Origin of the sequence: Amphritea sp. HPY, from assembly GCF_050870985.1 — a bacterium.
In the GTDB taxonomy this organism is placed as follows: Bacteria; Pseudomonadota; Gammaproteobacteria; order Pseudomonadales; family Balneatricaceae; genus Amphritea.
In genome coordinates, this window is the sequence record NZ_CP194015.1 from 5,326,431 (window position 1) to 5,344,824 (window position 18,394).

The following is an 18,394-nucleotide window of genomic DNA, read 5'->3' on the forward strand; positions in this document are numbered from 1 at the left end:
TATGTATATTTATGAATCGTCAATAAGCGTAGGTGATAGCAAGAAAGATGTGCTGGTAATATTCTCAGGTCAACTCGAATGCTCTGCGATTAATTTTGGAGAGGTAGTCGAAACAGAGCTTCAAAAATACTCAGTAAAGCCTGAAGAGTTGCTGTTTATATACCCTGATTACATTAAAGAAGAAGTCGACACTGCTGTTATTGAAGGTGGTTCGTTTTTATCTGGAGTCACCCGTTATGAGTCAATTCCTGTTACTGCGATAGCCTTTGATAGTTCAGCTAATCTAAATGCTACAGCTATTCGGGGGGAATCTCTAGTTTGTAATGATATGATTTTGTTACAAAAAGAACTGATGAAGGGAGGGCTTCATAATTTAGCTAGATCAAGAAAAGATCAAGTTATTATGAAGGCCCCATCTGGTACTATTTTCATCAAACCATCTAATGACGAATATGATGAATTTATTCGGGCCAGTGGGCTGGCTGTTGGGGACTCAGAACACCAGTTTGTTGCGTTTTGTCTTTTGTCAAAAAAGCCAGCTGGGAGGGACATAAAGAAGCTATTCATTGATAGCAGTAGTATCTCAGCTTATGTCGAAGTAATTGCTTTCTATTTATCAAAGTTTTCTAAGGCTGCTTGTAGAACTGTTTCGTATGACAGCTTCAGTTCTTATGATGGGGTAGATTTTTCTAAGCCAGATATTGTAGATGATGTCTGGGTAATTATTTCTGCATCCAGGAGTAATAGCTTAGGTAAAAAGATCGCAAAAGAGTGGGGGCTTGATAATGATCAAGTTATCACTATTCTTTCTTATACTAAGACTGAAGACGAAGTTTGTGGTGATGAAACTTTAGTTAATATTTCCAGTCTATCAGAATCTTCTAAAAAGGAACTGGATACTGGGGCTTTGGTTAAAGTAAAAGTTGTCGGTGAGCACTTTACTGCTGAAGTTGAAGCTCCAAACTCGGTCATGATTAAGTCTATACATAAAAGCAAAGCAATAGCTTCATGGATAGATCCTAACGGTAGCAACGGATTAGTTAAGTGTAATGTAAAACATGCGGCTACAGCAAAAGTTTCTTCAGTCTATGTGGACTGCGAACGTTATCTAAATGAAGATACTTCACTTCGTGATTGGTTAATTCGCATTGTTGAATGGTATGTGCCTAAGAAAGTGAATTTTTTAGTCTATGAGCATGATGAGACTTCAAGTGAAGCCTTGGCTAGTTTAGTTACGGATGTATTGGGTCAAAATGGAATTACCAACTTTTCTAAGGTTGATTTCTCTTCGGCTGAAACACAAGTCAATGGAGATGGTGCGGTAATTATTTTAACACCAGTTCTATGTACTGGAGAGAAACTGCTTAAGCTTAATAGGAATTTGAGAATTTCTGGGCACATGGGGAATCGTATTTTTATATCCCCTTTTGTTATATTCGACAGCAAAGCTAAATTGGATAAATGCGTAAACAGTCTGCTTTATGGGCCTAATAATATGAAGTATCTCTTCTATTCGAAAAATCAGGCTTTTACCGGTGCTGGTGTTGAAGGTAATAGTTGGGAATCTGAATTGCAGATCACTGATAACCTGAGTCATTCATTTTGGCAAGCGCGCTCTGATCAACTTAGACAGTATTCTGTAGGATTAAATGGTTGTATCGGCACGCCGTCTTTACATGTTGATCAGAAATTGGAGTTTACTAAAGATTTTGCTTTTTGGCGTGAAGGCTATGATCCTGAGGAAATTAATCCTGAAGCAGTGTATCTGACTATTTCAACAATTCTTCAAGGGTTAAGGGACAAGAAGGTTACGGAGTTTGATCAAGACTCACTATACTCATATGTATATCAGCACTCAGTCATATCTCCAGATAACTTTACTCGCTTTAACGATAGTCTGTTACAAAGTTGTCTTTGGAGAGCAGCTAGCTCAAGAGAGCTTGATTATAGGAGCTCCGTCGATCTTAGTGAAGGTTTCACAACTATCTTGAATCGTTTGATTTCAGACAATGCTAGTGGCACGTGTAATGCTGCGTTAGATTTATTGATTGGTATTGCTACAAATAGAATTAAGGTATCGAGGGACCATTTACGATTAGTCCTGGAGCACGGCAAAAAATTATATGAGGATGTTGACTATAGCCACTCAGTTGAATTGATCGACTATATCTATAATCGAGATTTTTCTGTTGATGTCGGTATGACTGAAAATGAGGTTCCCATCTAAACTTGCTAGATATTAGCTGCCCCTGTTCGAACGAATAATTTTTTATTTGTTCTGTTTTGAACCTAGGGCAGCTCTTCACTTCTTGGGGGCAGGGAGAGTCTAAGATTCCCTTCAAATTATGATATTTACAAACTCAGTACTAGGGAGCTCTCAATAAAATTTAATTCGATTTTACTAGGCTTAGCTTAGGAGGATTTTTCCGATTTACTGATACCTTGTTGTTGGATGTTGCAATAGAAACTTTAAATAACAAGCTTGCAACTTCATCTAGGGGTAATTCCAACTGGTCAGCTAACTTAGGAAGAGTGATTCCTTGTATGAGAAGTGCAGGAAGGACTTTTTCAATGATAAGAGATCTTTCTCTTTCAATACTATTTGGCTCAGTCTTTCTATAACCCGCCTTAGACATTTCAACCATTAACGTTCTGTATTGCCACTCAGTTAAAAGGTTTAGGTGCTTCATTCTAACGATTGTAGCCCCAACTGATACGAGCCAGTTTCTTTTCAGCTTAATGATATCGTCTAGTGTGACAAAGCTTGGGGAGGCCTCTAATAAACTTGATCTTGGTATTAGAAACGAGGAAGAAAATTTATCAGCCTCTATCTCAACTTCTCTTCCTGTAGGGCCTCCATGCTTATGAAGTACAAGATGACCAAGCTCATGAGCTGCATCAAAGCGGCTGCGCTCGCTTGATTTTTGGTTGTTAAGGAAGATGAAAGGAATGCCGTCTTTCCAGAATGAGAAAGCATCCACATCTTGTGTGTTCTCGGCTAAAGAGAAGACCCTGATCCCTTTCGACTCTAAAAGGTGGATCATATTTTTGATGCTTAGGTTGCCTAGGCCCCAGCGTTCCCTTAAAGACTCAGCTGCTACCTCTGGCTCTAGTCCTCTTAAATCCGGGAGGTTTGTTGCTGGTAAATTAAACTTGCTTTCGAAGAAATCGTTGAGAATGAAAGCTATTTGTCCTGCACCAATTGCTGCGTGTTGCTGTGCAGCCTTCATTGATTTCAAGGATCGAAAAGAGACAGTAGAGGGTTCTAGTGCTTCAATATCACTTCCATAGAAGAACGCTGGAGGATAGTTAAGGGCTTTCGCTAGTAAATCTACAGTGTCCTTAGGGGGTTCATGCAAGCAATCATCTTTCTCATATAGTGAAACCATTTTTGACGACATACCAACCGCCTCGGCTAGAGCCTTAAATGTTAGTTTTCGTCTAATTCTGGCGAGCTTGAGGCGTGTTGAATTGAATGGTTTATTCATACTGCTACAACTTTATTGAAATATCGAAGTCCACGTCTTCGTTGAACTCCGTTTTACCATTTGTATTTGGCTTGTCATTTACCAGCGCAATTGTATCTAAGATTATCCTCTTGCTCCAAGAGCTAATCTTCCCATTACCTGACATTCCTGTAGGCAAAGACAGTTCATATCGAACCTCTTCGTTACTAGTATCTATGAAATACAAGAGCACCCAAGTTTGGTTCGATAGTAGTTCGGCTGTATCTACATCATCGCTGTGATCGTTGAATAGATCAAAGTTTGAATGTACTACCTGAGTAGTTGCGCCGCCTTTGCTATTCTTTGTCGTTGGGTAGCCATCTGCTCTTCCGGTGTCTTTGTCGCCGCTTGTTACAATGATAGAAACATTCAGGTCTCTGTTGTAGGTAAGGGCTAGACCGTACTGGGTTTTTGGTTTCCACCCCTCAGGGATGAGCTGTTCTCTAAGTGTTCGGACGGCCTCTCCATAAGCTGTCACTCCGGCATGAGTAATAGGGTGTAATTTTGTCGAACGCTTAAAGGCCATAGCTCCTTGTTCAACTGCGTTACGTAGCACAAGTGGAGACACTCCTAGCGATTGAAGTATTTCTGCCTGCGAATCAGGATTTTTAGCTTGGTAGACCTGGTAAGACATGGTAGCAGCCTTTAATTGTTCATTTCCGATAATTATACCTCAATTGAGGAGGTAAAAAAGGAAATGGTTATGAAAAATTATTATTCCCTGTTCATTCCTGTAAGCCCGCATAGTTACTGGGCTTTTAATTATTCCCTACAAAAGGAACATTGGCGCACCCAAAATCATTCCTGACTGATGCCTCTGAAGCACTGCATTTAGGAATGATTTGACACAATTTTGTGAAGCCCTATACCGGTATTGGTTTGCCTGAGGTTCCCCCATAGGGGGTCTTCATCTTACCCTGAAACAACAATAGCCCTCCCCCTATAATCTCCCTGTTTTATACATATATTGACCAGAAAAAGGCTGTTTTTGACCATCGCTGAAACCCGCGTGGTTACTGGCTTTCTCTTTAGGGCCTATCCTAGGAATACCAGCGCGCCAAAAATACCCTTTGGATTACCCTATTGAATCACAAATAAATCAGCACTAAAGCGGTCCATGAATGACCTGTTAATTAGCCAGGAATTACCCGTTTTTAGCGATTTCTGAAACCCGCGTGGTTACTGGGCTAGCGAATAGGGTCCCCACTAGGAATACCAAAGCCTCCAAAACCACCTCTATTTATTATCAATAAGGTATACCTTTGCGATAGTCGGAAAACATACCTGAATTGACTATCAATAGAGTTGATATGATAGATTTGATATGTAACTATCACTGCATCAAGACTCTACTGATAGGTTGGTTAACCATGAAAACATACGGATATGCACGGGTAAGTACTGAAGATCAGGATCTGACTATTCAACGGGAAGCTCTGTTGGCTGCTAGCTGTTATTCGGTCAGGGAAGAGAAGGTGTCTGGTCAGGCTTCTACAGATGATCGAAAGGAGTTATCCACACTGCTGGAGTTTCTACGTGAAGGGGACTGTCTTGTGGTTACCCGGATAGATCGATTGGCACGTAGCGTTAAACATCTACAGGACATTGTTCACCAGCTTAAAGAGAAGGGCGTATCGCTACGTGTTACAGAGCAGCAGGTGGATACCAGTACAGCAGCCGGTAAAGCGTTCTTCGATATGCTGGGGGTGTTTGCTGAGTTTGAAACTAACCTGCGTAAAGAGCGTCAGGCTGAAGGCATCGCTAAGGCCAAGCTGAAAGGTATCTACAAGGGCCGTAAGCCAATCGCGCAAGAGAAGTCTGATCAAGTACTGCAGTTGATCGGGGATGGGCTTAAACGTCAGGAGGTTGCTGATCAGCTAGGAATAGGCATTGCCAGCGTCTACAGGATTCTGAAGAACAGTAAGGCTGCTACGGTGTAGCCCTTGTTAGTATTCACTCCGCAAAAAGTCTATTACCCACCACACTAGGAATACAAAATCATCTCTGATCAATTAATGATCAAATGTGAGTGGCTACTTCGCAAAAAGTCGAATAGTCTACCCCCTAGGAACCAAAACATTTTTCCACTCTGATCTTCATCTGATCAACCAACCCAATTGAACATACCTGCGTTATCTACACGGCTCATCTGCTGTGGGCTTCCGCACGTCTGCTCTTTATCAATTCTTTCCTCCATCCGTTTTAGGGGGGAAGTAACTCCCATTAACTAACCCGACCACCATAACTAACCAATAGGAAAACCTGCGACGTGACTAAACAAGAACCTAAGAAACGTTATCTGACACGCAAACTCATCAGTCAGAGGATAGGTCTGACCGAAGGCTCTATAGATACTCTGAAAGATATTAAGAGGATCTTAAAGGCACTCTCAAAAAAGGACTACAGCAGAGCATTGCTGATTCGGCGGGCCATTGAGGTCTACGCTGAGTACCTGCTGAAGCAATACCATAAAGGTCTCCTTTCTTCTGAAGCGTATTACATTGATGAACTGAAAGGCATCAGAGGGAGGCCTCCGGAATTAGCAGTGAATCAGGATAAGTCCTCTAAGGCCACAGCGGGGTACGAATAGCCCCTATGAATATCAGACTGATGATGACGCATATAAGCCTGTACACCCCTCTATTCGAACCCTCCTGTGCTGCTACAGCACTACTTTTGACCCTTTAACCAACCAACCCTACAAGAATAATAAAAAACTATGAAAAGTATTGATTGCCCTACATGGGAAGGATGCTCTGCGTCCGTTTGTCCACTGGATTGCTCCGGTAAGCACCGTAAACGTGAACGCATATGCTTTTACGCATTTGAGTTTGTTAAGCCGGGAGCTGCTGAGAGGTTCAGAGAATATGGCTTTGAACCGATATACGACCAGATCAAGAACAATCTGGACTGGCTGATTCTGGATTCAACAATATCAAAGAAGCCATCAGCGGATTTAACCAAGCGGCTACGTAAGGCTGGTCTTACCAAACCCAGAATGACTTGGTAGTAACGGCTGACTTTCCCCCTCTTTGATAACAAGAATAATAACTACAAGAAGAGTATCCACTCATCATTATGATTACACCGACTGAATGCCCGAGATGGGCAAGCTGTTCAGCACCTGTCTGTCCACTGAACCGTTCTGGCGAACACCTTGAAGGTAAACCTATCTGCTTCTACGCGATGGAAGTGGTGAAGTTCGATGCCTACCCACACTTTGAAGGCAACGACCTGCTGTGGCTCTACGAAGCGATGAAGAACAATCTTCACTGGCTGTATGACCAATCAGCGGATCTACGTAAGCGTCTGACCAGGTCGTCGATGACACCTTCCAGACAGGCTGTTTAAGTAATCAACATAACACCTGTGTATTCCTGAATTAGGGGCACAGATAACAACAATCAATTTTGGACTTAGTATGGAGGAGGAGGGGGTCTTAGGATTCCTCTCTCTGGAATATATGTATAGATATATTGGAGATGGCTATAAGAGGTATCTTGAGATAGATATGCTGAGGTAAGAGATACCTTAGGAATACTATATAGTTACCAATAGACACTCCTGCAATACCTCTATAGATCTTCTATATACGATACCTACCATACCTCTGTGACCATCTAGTAATACACACTATCTGATCTTCCTATAACACTCTCTCAGATACGTCTCTAGAACGTCCACCAGGTAGTCTCTCTCCATACTAAGTCCATTTCTCAGAACCTATAGAAATGAACACTAATAATACAACTACAACAACCAACGATATTAACTTGTCCCAGCAAATGTCTGGGGATATGGATGATGCACTGTCCATGCACCTTAACGTACGACCTGTCCATGAGGATCTATTACGACTGTCTGAAGAACTGGTCACTGAATTAAACCCTAAGCGATTAACACCATTACAGACAAAGAAGGCCCTTGAGTCGATGAACATGGTGATCGCTAATCTTTACCTGTGCTACCAACACTGGAAACTCCTTGGCTCTGTCTATGGGCATATCCCGTGGCTGAGCTACAGCCGTAATAAGAACAAATACCTAATAGCCTCCCGCTATAAAGCTTCAGATATTACTTACCGAACTGTAATTGAAAAGACCGTAACACCTTTGATACAAGCAGGTCTGCTGTATGAAGTGCCCGGCTTCTTCAACAGTGCTACTGGTTCCGGTAGACAAGGCCGACTGGGCTTTGAAGGCTTTCGCTTGATGTCTACCTTTGAGGATGTGTTTGTAAGTTCTCAGTTGAGGAAACAGCCTGCAGTAGAGCTTCTACCGGATAGCGAAGTGTTGATACTGAAGAATCATGAAGGTGATCTGGTCGACTATGCAGATACTCCAGCCACTATTGCTCAGCGGTCGTTTATTGTTGAAGCGAATACCTTTCTGACTTCTCAATCGATCACACTGAACGGTCAACAGCTGGCACCTTTGCGAATGCGTAGAATTTATAATCAGAACAGTTGGAAGCTGGGTGGTCGGCTCTACGAACATGCATGGCAGAATCTTCCGAAGATTGTTCGTGCTCAGCTACAGAGTAACGGCAGCGAAATGATAGAGCGTGACTACAGTGGTCTGCATATGAATATGGCGTATGCGATGGTAACTGGAGCTGTCTGTCCAAGTTATCCCTACGATTACACAGCCTATGGATTAGATCTGGCGCTGTTTAAACCATTGATGAAGGTAGCAACATTGATTGTGTATAACTGTGACAATGTGAATAAGGCCATGCGGGCCATTAATATGAAGATCAGAGAATTACCAGCAGAACTCAGGAAGCAGGTTTCTGGAAAGAAGGTCCTGAAAATGATCCAGGAGAAACACCAGGCAATCTCTAACCTGTTCTGCTCCGGCTTCGGTCTGGCCCTCCAATATGCTGACTCCCAGCTTACCTCCTCCATTCTGGGTCAGTGCATGCGTGATGGTGTTGTGGCGTTACCTGTGCATGATTCCTATATCGTGCCGGTAGAGCATGATGATTACATCAAGGGATTGATGGGTGATGTCTTTATGCAGAAATACAGATGTGAGATTGGCGTTGAATAAAAGCTGAGTTGGATGGGAGATATAACTACAAAGTGGTCTAAAGAGATCAATAGTAATCTGAAGAGCTCTGTATCTCCTATATCTTTCATGTGAAAATCATTAATTGTTAGTTGATTTTGTGACTACCACATCTATTGATGTCTTGTTGTAACTCAATTGGTAATGTTATCAGAAAATAGTACAGAAAAATGCTGTTTGTGGTTGATTTTTAAGGGTTTATCAGTAGGATGCGTATTTTTTGTGACACTATATGGAAGGCTTGATGTGAAGGGAGTTAATAACAAAGGGGTTTTTCGGGATCGTGCTCAGTTTGCTTATGGAATGATCTTAATTTCTATTGGAGTTTTATTTCTCATCGCAGGGCAATACAATCTTATTAAGAAGTTTGATGATGAGTGGTTTTTGTTAAGTTCTTTTCTTTCATCTTTATTTGTATTGTTTGGTTTTGTGCTTCTTGTTTTTGCAACTAGAGTTAAAGAACTTGCGTCAATAAGAACTTGGTTGATCGTTGACGTTAATAGTCGACTATTTATATATAAATTGACGTGGGTGGTAGCATTTTCGATTGTCGTAATAACATTGGGTGTTCTAGTTTCTATTTTTGTTAAAGGCTTTATAGTTAAATCTGTAGTTTTTATTGCATTGTCTTCCTTGCTAATTTTGTCTCTACTAAGTTGGGTCGATTATTCGTTGGATAAGCAAAGCTGGTATTCTAGAAAGATTTTGTTTGGTCTGATTTCTATAGTGGTGGCTATAGCTTCTTTTTGCTCTTTGTCGCTTACCTATTCCGTGATTAATTCAATTTTTAAAGTCGATCCATCATTTTTTCCTCTAGCTATTTCATTTGGAACGGTTGTTCACTTTTTTTGGTTGTTTAATATATTCTTTTCGATAACCCTGTGCTTGGTTGGTGCTCTACTAGTAATGGTTTTTCTGTATGAGGTTTATTGCGCATGCTTTAAAGAGTATAACCCGCTTGAATCTTATAGAAGGGGTAGAGTTATTTTTGTTTTGTCTTCAGCTTTTTTTGTGAGCTATTTTTATCTGTTGGCTCCAAAAATGCTATTGGGTAAAGAGTTAGATGATAATGTTATTAAGGTGATGATTGCTGATGTTGCATATGAGCTTGATTTTAATTCGAGTCATTTGTGTGATAACTCTGAATTAACATATTCTGCTGATGGAGGAAAAACAGGGGAGAGTAAAAAGGTAATATTTTTAGGGCCTAACTATTCAAAGGTTCTATATGGTGTCTTAAATAAACCTCAGGATCATGCTCCAAGTGAATATGCTATTGCTGAATGTATGAGAAAAAATGCCCCACCCTTTGTTGTGCTATACCAGCTTTTCTAAGTCAGATTTAATAATGAGGTTTGTTCTCCGTACTGATCAGAAATCGATTTCCTACTCCAGCCTTAGAGCTCCTTAATCCGGGGCTTGGGTGCGTCTATGTTCTTCAACATCGTTTTGAGTGTATGGCGAGGCCAGTGCGGGGTTTCACAATTCAGTCGGGCCATAATTTACGCATGGACGCTGAGGCGTTCTGGTTCTTAACCCCATTATCATCCATATGCCGAGGGAACAGGAACTTTCCGCCTTTTGCCTTTGCTACAGCGCGTTGGCTGCTAACAGGGTTTCACCAACCAGAGGTACTTTGTGGCTTGAGGCTTTGGTTTTGAGTCTCTTCAGAAGCTTCTCATGGATTATAATGTGTGGCACTTCAGTTTCCAGCAGGACATCTTCAGTCCACAGACCGCCAATTTCAGACACCCTTGCATCGGTAAAGAGCAGTATATCGATCATGTTAGTGGTTTGACTGGACTTTTCCAGAACATAGCCATGTAGTCGATTGAGAATGGATTCTCTCATGCTTGTAATGGTGAATGTAATTGAAGTGCTACCCAATCTGAGGAGCTAGGTTCAGTTAGGAAACATGGTTACACTAAAAGCCTGTCTCCATCGACTTTAAAAGCAACAGAATAACAAGCAGTATAGCGTCTACAAAAAGCTGGTCGATTCAGATTTTAACTAATTTTCAGATTCATATAGCAAAGGAAACGTTATGTCGAATACAGCAGCATCTCAAGAAATCCAGAGATTCTATGAGATCAATGCTCAAGAGAAAAAATGGAGAAATAAAGTTGCTTTTAGAGAAACTCGGAGAATCCAGTTTGTAAAAGAATTTCCTTTGACTCGCATGGAGAAAATAGAGATTGATGACTATGCGATAGGGCGTAACAAGAATAATTTTTGCTACTCAATCGAGCAGAAGTACAAGGATTTAGGTTATATTTTTGGTTCAACCTCTGCGAAGTTTGGTGTGTACTTTGGTGAACTTAAACCTGACACCAGTAAAAAATGGAGGATCGGTAAAAGAGGGTTGGGAAGCACTCCTGAACAAGCTTTCTTGACTGTTAGGGAAAATATAGTAGATCTAATAAAGAATTCTGTTCTGCTAACTCAAAAAGAATTTGATAGTAACGAAGTTTCATCAATGCTGAAGTTAAAGATACTATCAATCTACCACCCTGTGACCTACTTACCTATATTCTCAGATAGTCATCTTGCACATTTTGTATATGAATTAGGTTTACCTGTTGATGGGAAGGGGCATATCCATCTTCAAAAGGCGCTGATGGATTTTAAGCAATCCCATGAGGCTTTCTCAAAAGTGAGTAACATGGAGTTTGCCCGAGTGCTCTACGAAACTATTCGACCGACTAAAGAAGAATCAGATAAAGCGAAAAATAGCGTTATTCAGGCAAAGAACTTGATCGATCTTGAACTTAGTAGTGTTGAAGAGTTTGGTATGAGCTTGAGTGGCCCTTTTGGGCAGGGTAAAGGGAAGGTTGATTATGAGGCTAAAGGAAGAGAGCAGTGTGCGACTGGAGAGGCTGGAGAAAGGCTAGTTGTAGAATATGAAAAAAATTTCCTCTCTTCGAATAATAGAGATGACCTTGCACGAAAGGTAAATCATGTGGCTCTAAAGGAGGACGGACTAGGTTATGACATAGAGTCATTTGAGTTAGATGAAAGCCCAAAGTACATCGAGGTTAAGTCTAGTAAGGAGAGTATGGGTAGATCACGTTACTACCTTACTCGAAATGAATATGAGGTAGGAAAAGTAAAAAAAGGCTATTCACTTTATATTTTGAGCGAGATCAGCAAGAAAAAGGGGCAGCTATTGAAGTTAGACGACCCGTTTACTCGAAAGGATCTTAAAATTGATCTTGAGCCAATGCAGTTTCTATTGAAAATGTCGAAGAGTTAGAAATAAGGATGATACAGGCTTTCAGTGAACCGGATGAGCATAAGCTGATGGATCTATAGCATCTCGGTACCGTGTGGTCGTGGGATTTGAATCCGTTTTCACACTGCTTGAAGTTATTGAGGAGGTTTTACCTCCTCTAGATTTATAGCTGAATCAACCAGTCTTGGTCTTCAGATTCAGCGGAAGGATTCAGATGTTGTCGAAAAGATCCTGACCTTGAGTGTAGAGCAGAATATCCCTGTGCTGCCTATTCATGACTCTTTCATGGTTCGTCAGTCAGATGAAGATTGGCTGCGGGATGTAATGGAATCTGAGTACAGGAAGGTCATGGGGTTTAATCCTGTGGTTCATGCTGCTTAACGTTTCTCAACTAGACACTTAGAAGGGGGAGAGAGTCGCTCCCTCTCTATCAAGAAAAATTCTGTTTTCATCAGACTAATTAAGTAGAGCTTTAAAAGTGATTGTTTCAATTCATAAATTAGCTGTACGATTAACTAGTTGATTTGTTGAGTTAATTTTCTAGTAATAATTCTATTCGAGTGCGACAAAGGAAATCATGGACGTTAGAGAAAAGCTTTCAGAAGGGAAGTGGCAGTTGGGTGGAGGGTGTGCTGCTCTACTATCTACAGGAATAATTAATTACTCCTTTTTTCATATCATAGCCTATTTGGCAGGGCCAATTTTAATCTGCCTAGGCGTCTTCAATGTATCAAGTTCCTTTGCCATGATATACGGCTGGAAGAGGACCTTACCTTTTCAGATTCTAGGTCCGCTACTCATAGGTGGTATGGCAGCGTTTCTATTTATTCCAGAGTCCGGTGTTCTTAATATTAAAGCGTATGTAGGACAGGATGACGCAGTTCTGCTTCTAGGAATATATGCTGCCGTTGCTTGGGTTTCATGGATGACGGCTCATGAAATGAATCTAAAACTTCCAGTTAGAGCTTTGCTTATTTCGACAGCAGTAGTTTTTGTACTTTGTAAGATGGGAGAGTATGGAGTATCTCTGGATAGGGATTCTGAGGAAAGTCTGAATTCACGGCAAACTCAGTATCTGGCTGAGAATGGTAAATTCTTTTTTCAGTACGTGACCTATTGGTTAGTTAGCCATATCACCATTCTCTTTGTCTGGTTTAAGCGAGTGGCTCAAGGGACTGGATTCCAATGTTCATAATGGCTTGAAGTTAAGCGGGGGGGAGCCAGTCCTTAAGGTTTTCGCTTATATCAAGCCATACTTAGGGAGTGTTAGAAATAATGCTCCTTGAGATCTTTGCAAAGCCCTTCCAGATCAGGGAATAGGGTTCCTGTGCTGATGCCCATGAGTCTTAGCTCATTTAACACCCTTTCTTTGCTTTCGACAGGGATGTCATAGGCTCTTAGGTATTGTTTATTGTGAGATCTGCCCTTTGCATTGATTAGCCCTTCAATGAAATCAACATTTGATAGCGTAGATACGCCTTGTTGAGGGGTTGCTCTTCTGTTCCCTGAGGCGAGTAGTTCGCTATATGTGACCGTGATGCCATGTGTAGTATGTGAGGGGGATTGAAAGTTGAATTGACGCCAGCTTTCAATATCAAATTGATGGATTCTGACATGTGTGGATTCTTTAGGGTTTGCGGTAATGAACGCAAAGTAAGCTGCAACGAATGGTGATAATGACCAGTCGAGCAATGGCGTAGGGTAGCCGTGATGCTGTGCTAAATATAGTAAAGATCCTATGTCGTCATTATTATTGAGATCAAACTTCAATGATGTAAGTGCGTGTATATGCCTATAAAGACGTGGAATGTCATCGGCGAAGTAATTGATTAAGTTGACTCTTCCAGTTCTGTGAAGAGATGTGCGTATGGGCCATGATGAGTTACTTTGGCCTCGGTATAGAAGCTTGTCTTGGGCTTTAAGTAGTACCTTGTTTCTAAAGCCTTCCCATTCTACTTCCTGGGCATTTGTTAATGTGGCTAGTCTTTCACACTTGGTCAGTGAAAGCTCGCCAGCTGGCCCGACATCAGAAATGTTATCCCCGAAGGTTTTGTATTCACCAAAGATGGTATCGATGTCATTGTTGATTTCAGCTTTTACGGCAATGCTGGATAAGAGATATCCCATTGGGTAATGCTGTTGTACATTCTCTTTAGCAAGGATGCATCCAGTTTCAGGGTTTAATGCTCGGATATTACTTCCAGACAACGTCATATCAGTGCCAGTTACTTCGGCGCGAACGTCAAAAACTACTGATGGTATACCGTTGTCTACTTCCCATAGAACAGCATAACCAGCATAAGTGTCCTTCCCAGTTTCTTCGATATTTAGGATTAGTTCGCCATTGTTATCGCCAATTACGGAGCCGTACCATTGTCCTTGCATAAAGTCTTTATGTCCTATTGTAAGTCGTATCCAGGTTGTCGGAAGTTTACTTGGTCTTTTTTATCGAGACCATATGAATGCTCTATTTCTGCGTCAGGTGGTACTTTAAGAAGACGCACACGCACAGAATTTTTGGGGGTATTTAAACAGAAGCTATACTTCTGCATGGAATAACAAGCAAGGATGTTTCAGACGAAAATGCTGGTCGGTTGTATTGTTTGTTTTCTTTCTTTGAAGGTTGGTGGTTGTCTCAATTAAGAGCCAAGAAGCAATCACCAGGATCATGGAAATTAAAAAAGGAGATAGGAACATGCAATCATGGTTGAGAGAGCATTGGTTGAAAATCGATAATTTAGGAGAAGAGGCAATTAGGTTAGGTTATATCCCGAACTGGTATTTAGATGAACCGAGTGATAAGCAGTTAGCTCATTTAAGAAGAAAGGGGGTGAGCGTTGACAAACATCTCACTAAAGGCAAAGCGTCTGATCTAATAGGGCTGTTAATCTTGCCTACAGCTGATGAGTTAGAAAAACTTCGTTTCTTCAAATCTGATAACGGAGTAGAAACCCAGACCCAAGCTCGTATCATACTGCAAGATTTGTTTAAGGATACTACTAATGTCGAGAAGTGGGATAATCGTCCAGCAAGTTTGATGGATAAGGAGTTTTGCCGTTTTTTTAAGATTCAAGCTCCAAAAAAAATCTCACACAAAGACTCCCTTAAATTTCAGAAAGAATACATCTCGGAGGCCGATGACTGTTTGGTAGAGGATTGGAAGAACTACTGCTACATGTTTGAAGACCTCATAGAGCCTGAGTTTCGTGATAGCTATGACCTGAAAGAAGTTGAGTTGTCAGTATTTCGGAAAGCAGTAAAGCAGGTTGGAAAAGAAGAAGATATTGATATCTCTGAAATGGATATTGATGATGTCATTTGGACAATACTGGAATTGCGACCAGATCTTCAAAAAGATTAGTGCTCAATGTCCGTTAATCTTTTTCCTTGGTACAATCATATTGGTACATGTGAAAACCTTGGAGGCCCCGGAGTAGAGTTGTTTAGGGCTTCCAAGTGTTGTGACTCTAGGCTGATGGGGTTGCCTCCTCAAAAGAATCTCCTTACACACGCGCGGCTTCACGTTTGTGCTCGGAAGAATATTTTCTTCGGGAGTTAGGCATCTTTATACATTGTTCAAATAGATAATCTACTCTTAACTAAGCGTCCGTGGAATCGGGGTAAAACCACTTTCTAGCTTGAAGCGCTTCACCTCCACAATCTGAACAAAAAGGACATTAATGCTTAGCACAAGGGGCGTTGAATGCGTAGTTTACGGAGGTCATGTCGCAAGTGGCCAAAGTGCTGTAACTTTTTAACTTTATTTGCCCTTTCCCTCAGGCAAGCCAGTAATGTGGCTAGTCGCATCGAAAGGAACTTGCTCTAAGCTATCCCTTTCCTCATCGACTTCCCAGAACTCGACTTCGTCAGGAATGACATGGAAGTGGGTTCGTATGTAGTAATCAGTGAGTGATTCATTGGTTCTTGGATTTAGGTCTCGTTTCACTACAAAGATTTTCTTATAGCTACGCGGTGCCAAGAAAAAATACAGCATTGCTTGGTCCCACGTAGTGATCTTAGCCGAAGGCACATTCCCACCTTCAGTCCAGGTATGCGACTTGCATTCAACGATAACCTTCTCGTTTTTACACCCCAGATCAAATTTGTGCTGTTTCTGGCCTAGGTAGCCTATCGGCAGCCAAAAAGGGCGCCTCAATGACCGGAAGGACTTTTTTAGATGCGAGTGCACAAGTTCTTCAAACTCTGCACCAACGGCGGTGTTACTGGTCGCATTCTTACGCTGATGGTTTGTCATAAAATCTAACTTTTATATACACAGATCATAAAAGGTTAGTACAGCTTCCAAACTATATCATAGAGGCTATTCGTTAGGTTGTAGCAAAGAAGGCAGAGGGTATGGCCTGACTGTTCAACGGTTTAGAGTCAGAAACCGAACTCGCTACATTTTAGCTGAGGTTTACTGGCTACAGTGGCCCAGACAGTCACTAAAAGAAAGTAGCGGTCATTGGTAGTTCCCTTCCACTAGGTCTATCCTTCAAGCTACAGCCAGTGCAACCCCACTACCTTGTGAAGGTCCTTAATTAAATACGTTATGCCCATGAAAAAGAATGCCTAACTTCAACTCTGTACTAACGGTTCTCTCCGCCATAGTTTTGCTTGGTATCTCTTCTTTATTTGGTTTTATGTCAATGCCAACTGAAATGGGATTCGCGATATTGGCAGGGGCCTTGGGGATGGCTTTCTCAAACATCGATAAAATTTCTGAATTCAGTGGTGCAGGGTTTTCCGCAAAAATGAAAGATCAATTTCAGGCCGTAATAAATAAGGAGACAGAGCCAGATATAGATCAAGAATCCAAGGAATTACCACAAGAGGTAGATAGACTTAAAGAAAAAGATGAACATGCTGAAAAAGCATTACTTGCACTGACAAAAAGCAAATACACATGGCGCTCAATAGGCGGCATTAAAACTGTAACCTCTCAAAGGCCCAGTGACGCATTAAACACACTTGAGCTTTTGCAAAGAGAAGGTCTCGCAAAAGAGGGGCGATCAAGCTCTGGATCACGAATTTGGACACCAACGGTACGTGGTTCGATTATTGGAGCAATGATTGAGCTTCATAGCACTAAATCTGATACATAAGAAATAGCTTAAGGAACGAGATACGCTAAAGCTCGCTTCTTGGCTCAAGCATTTATGGCCGCTTCTGGTCGGTTCCCTGCTTATCCCTTAGTCCGAAGTTGGCACAAACCTGTCTAAGCATTACCTCATATCTAACGTTGTCAGATGGGCTGATCCATATACAAATACTCAAGATACTTTCTGTGATATGCCACGGCATTTAGGAAATTGAGAGCACCCCCAGAACTGCTTTCCTATGTCTTGCCCTTTCCTTGCTTTCCTCAAAATCATGGGGCTACTGCATTTAGGACAGCGGGGATCGGCAGCTTTCTTCTCTACAATCTTCTGAACATGCTTAGCGTGTTTCAAATGGGTCTTGATAGAAGGCGTGAACCTCCCCTTTTCTATCTGGTGAGTGACTAATCTTACCTGCGCCTCAGACAAGACTTGCTCCTCTCTAGACTTAATGTAACGGATATATCCACCAGCATAGGTCACGTTTTCTGGCATATTTGTTTTGAAGGTACTGTCTCCTACAAAGACGACTAGAGAATGGATATGGCTTGGATCAATGTCCAAGACCGTTTCCAATGTCTTCACGTGCTTGTAGTTCTGCCGAAGGGGATTCTGAAACTTACTTTTGTGCTTAAAGATCTGCTGAGTCCAATAAGGCTGATTAGCCTGCCCGAAGATCCAGCCTTTCATGTTCTTGGTCTCGATAACAAAGACGCCGTACTGAGAAACAATGATTTGATCAATCTGAGTTGTGCCATCCTCTGTGGGCAGAGTGACATTTTTAATCAGGTGGTACTGCTTCTTATCCAGGAAGAGCTTAGCAGCGAAGTTAACGATAACTTCACCGATGAAACCTTTGAACCAAGGTGTGCGTATTATGCCAAGGGTAATAAATAGTGGTATCAGATACCAAAAGCTGACTAATGATGTGTAGAGCGGCGTTAAGTCCATGTCCTCCTCCTGAGGATTGATAGTCCTGTTCGCTAATCCAATTAGCTAAACTCATTAATGGCCTGAGTATGCCAAGAAGTTGGACGATAATCATCTGCTTTGATCATAAGGAACTGAGTAGATCAGATTTCCGTCAACAACCGCTTTCCCTTGCAGAGCCTCCGATACAGGAATAAGCCCAGAGTGTTCACACATGGTTATCCACAGGATTTGTGTGTAACTGGCTGCTACTGCGGATCTATCCGAACAAAACCAAATGATCGTCAAATCTGATTTTTCAAGAGTAATGAGATTATGTCGCTTGTCTTGGTACATAAACTGGTACAGAATAGCGCCAGAATTGAATAGAGGCTTTATGCCGTTAACCTTTGGGTACTATGGAAGAGTTGTGGAGCAAGACCAAATAGGAATCCATTAAGGTGTGGCCCACACTGGATTCGGGTAGGTCGCTTGAGACCTGTGGCGACGCAGGTCCTAGATGAATGACTGTCCACGACAAAACCCGGCTTATCGGCGGGCTCTTCAATTATCTTTTTT

17 protein-coding genes are annotated in these 18,394 nt (G+C 41.6%); 11 read left to right on the plus strand and 6 right to left on the minus strand.

Annotated features, from left to right (window positions below; genetic code table 11):
* Position 1 precedes the first annotated feature (1 nt).
* Positions 2-2,227: a hypothetical protein gene (locus ACQUQM_RS23790; RefSeq protein WP_432472345.1), complete on the plus strand. Its 2,226-nt coding sequence runs from the start codon at positions 2-4 to the stop codon at positions 2,225-2,227.
* Positions 2,228-2,387: 160 nt separating this feature from the next.
* Here ACQUQM_RS23790 and ACQUQM_RS23795 read toward each other — a convergent pair whose 3' ends face one another.
* Together ACQUQM_RS23795 and ACQUQM_RS23800 are read right to left on the minus strand one after the other, a co-directional pair.
* On the minus strand, positions 2,388-3,488 hold the full coding sequence (locus ACQUQM_RS23795; RefSeq protein WP_432472346.1) for a helix-turn-helix domain-containing protein: 1,101 nt from the start codon (positions 3,486-3,488) through the stop codon (positions 2,388-2,390).
* A 4-nt stretch (positions 3,489-3,492) separates the two neighbouring features.
* Positions 3,493-4,140, minus strand: a complete 648-nt coding sequence (locus ACQUQM_RS23800; RefSeq protein WP_432472347.1) for a hypothetical protein — start codon at positions 4,138-4,140, stop codon at positions 3,493-3,495.
* A 736-nt stretch (positions 4,141-4,876) separates the two neighbouring features.
* Between ACQUQM_RS23800 and ACQUQM_RS23805 the strand changes: the two genes are divergently transcribed.
* The 5 genes from ACQUQM_RS23805 to ACQUQM_RS23825 all read left to right on the plus strand — a co-directional run bounded on the left by ACQUQM_RS23805 (position 4,877) and on the right by ACQUQM_RS23825 (position 9,910).
* Positions 4,877-5,446 carry a recombinase family protein gene (locus tag ACQUQM_RS23805; RefSeq protein WP_432472348.1) on the plus strand — a complete coding sequence of 190 codons (570 nt, stop codon included), beginning with the start codon at positions 4,877-4,879 and terminating at the stop codon, positions 5,444-5,446.
* A 329-nt stretch (positions 5,447-5,775) separates the two neighbouring features.
* Positions 5,776-6,096 (plus strand): hypothetical protein, encoded by a 321-nt coding sequence (locus ACQUQM_RS23810; RefSeq protein ID WP_432472349.1) that lies wholly within the window; start codon positions 5,776-5,778, stop codon positions 6,094-6,096.
* 488 nt (positions 6,097-6,584) lie between these two features.
* Entirely contained in the window at positions 6,585-6,857 is a 273-nt protein-coding gene (locus tag ACQUQM_RS23815; protein ID WP_432472350.1) for a hypothetical protein, read from the plus strand.
* Between the two features lie 380 nt (positions 6,858-7,237).
* Positions 7,238-8,557 carry a hypothetical protein gene (locus ACQUQM_RS23820; RefSeq protein WP_432472351.1) on the plus strand — a complete coding sequence of 440 codons (1,320 nt, stop codon included), beginning with the start codon at positions 7,238-7,240 and terminating at the stop codon, positions 8,555-8,557.
* A gap of 264 nt (positions 8,558-8,821) precedes the next feature.
* Positions 8,822-9,910, plus strand: a complete 1,089-nt coding sequence (locus ACQUQM_RS23825) for a hypothetical protein (protein WP_432472352.1) — start codon at positions 8,822-8,824, stop codon at positions 9,908-9,910.
* Positions 9,911-10,165: 255 nt separating this feature from the next.
* Here ACQUQM_RS23825 and ACQUQM_RS23830 read toward each other — a convergent pair whose 3' ends face one another.
* Positions 10,166-10,426, minus strand: coding sequence for a hypothetical protein (locus ACQUQM_RS23830; protein WP_432472353.1), 261 nt, complete (start codon positions 10,424-10,426; stop codon positions 10,166-10,168).
* Positions 10,427-10,619: 193 nt separating this feature from the next.
* Here ACQUQM_RS23830 and ACQUQM_RS23835 point away from each other — a divergent pair, with 193 nt between their 5' ends.
* The 3 genes from ACQUQM_RS23835 (at position 10,620) to ACQUQM_RS23845 (ending at position 13,002) form a co-directional block, all read left to right on the plus strand.
* Positions 10,620-11,828, plus strand: coding sequence for a DUF3883 domain-containing protein (locus ACQUQM_RS23835; protein ID WP_432472354.1), 1,209 nt, complete (start codon positions 10,620-10,622; stop codon positions 11,826-11,828).
* A gap of 216 nt (positions 11,829-12,044) precedes the next feature.
* Complete coding sequence (locus ACQUQM_RS23840) at positions 12,045-12,188, plus strand: hypothetical protein (RefSeq protein ID WP_432472355.1); 144 nt, start codon at positions 12,045-12,047, stop codon at positions 12,186-12,188.
* Between the two features lie 196 nt (positions 12,189-12,384).
* Entirely contained in the window at positions 12,385-13,002 is a 618-nt protein-coding gene (locus tag ACQUQM_RS23845; protein ID WP_432472356.1) for a hypothetical protein, read from the plus strand.
* A gap of 71 nt (positions 13,003-13,073) precedes the next feature.
* Here ACQUQM_RS23845 and ACQUQM_RS23850 read toward each other — a convergent pair whose 3' ends face one another.
* Complete coding sequence (locus ACQUQM_RS23850; RefSeq protein ID WP_432472357.1) at positions 13,074-14,192, minus strand: FRG domain-containing protein; 1,119 nt, start codon at positions 14,190-14,192, stop codon at positions 13,074-13,076.
* A 310-nt stretch (positions 14,193-14,502) separates the two neighbouring features.
* Here ACQUQM_RS23850 and ACQUQM_RS23855 point away from each other — a divergent pair, with 310 nt between their 5' ends.
* Positions 14,503-15,168 (plus strand): hypothetical protein, encoded by a 666-nt coding sequence (locus tag ACQUQM_RS23855; protein WP_432472358.1) that lies wholly within the window; start codon positions 14,503-14,505, stop codon positions 15,166-15,168.
* Between the two features lie 399 nt (positions 15,169-15,567).
* Here ACQUQM_RS23855 and ACQUQM_RS23860 read toward each other — a convergent pair whose 3' ends face one another.
* A complete protein-coding gene (locus ACQUQM_RS23860; RefSeq protein ID WP_432472359.1) occupies positions 15,568-16,062 on the minus strand; it encodes a hypothetical protein in 495 nt (164 codons plus the stop codon).
* A 313-nt stretch (positions 16,063-16,375) separates the two neighbouring features.
* Between ACQUQM_RS23860 and ACQUQM_RS23865 the strand changes: the two genes are divergently transcribed.
* Entirely contained in the window at positions 16,376-16,912 is a 537-nt protein-coding gene (locus ACQUQM_RS23865) for a hypothetical protein (protein ID WP_432472360.1), read from the plus strand.
* A 168-nt stretch (positions 16,913-17,080) separates the two neighbouring features.
* Here ACQUQM_RS23865 and ACQUQM_RS23870 read toward each other — a convergent pair whose 3' ends face one another.
* The gene (locus ACQUQM_RS23870) at positions 17,081-17,857 is read right to left on the minus strand and encodes an NERD domain-containing protein (protein WP_432472361.1); all 777 of its coding nucleotides are present in this window, start codon (positions 17,855-17,857) and stop codon (positions 17,081-17,083) included.
* Positions 17,858-18,394 lie beyond the last annotated feature (537 nt).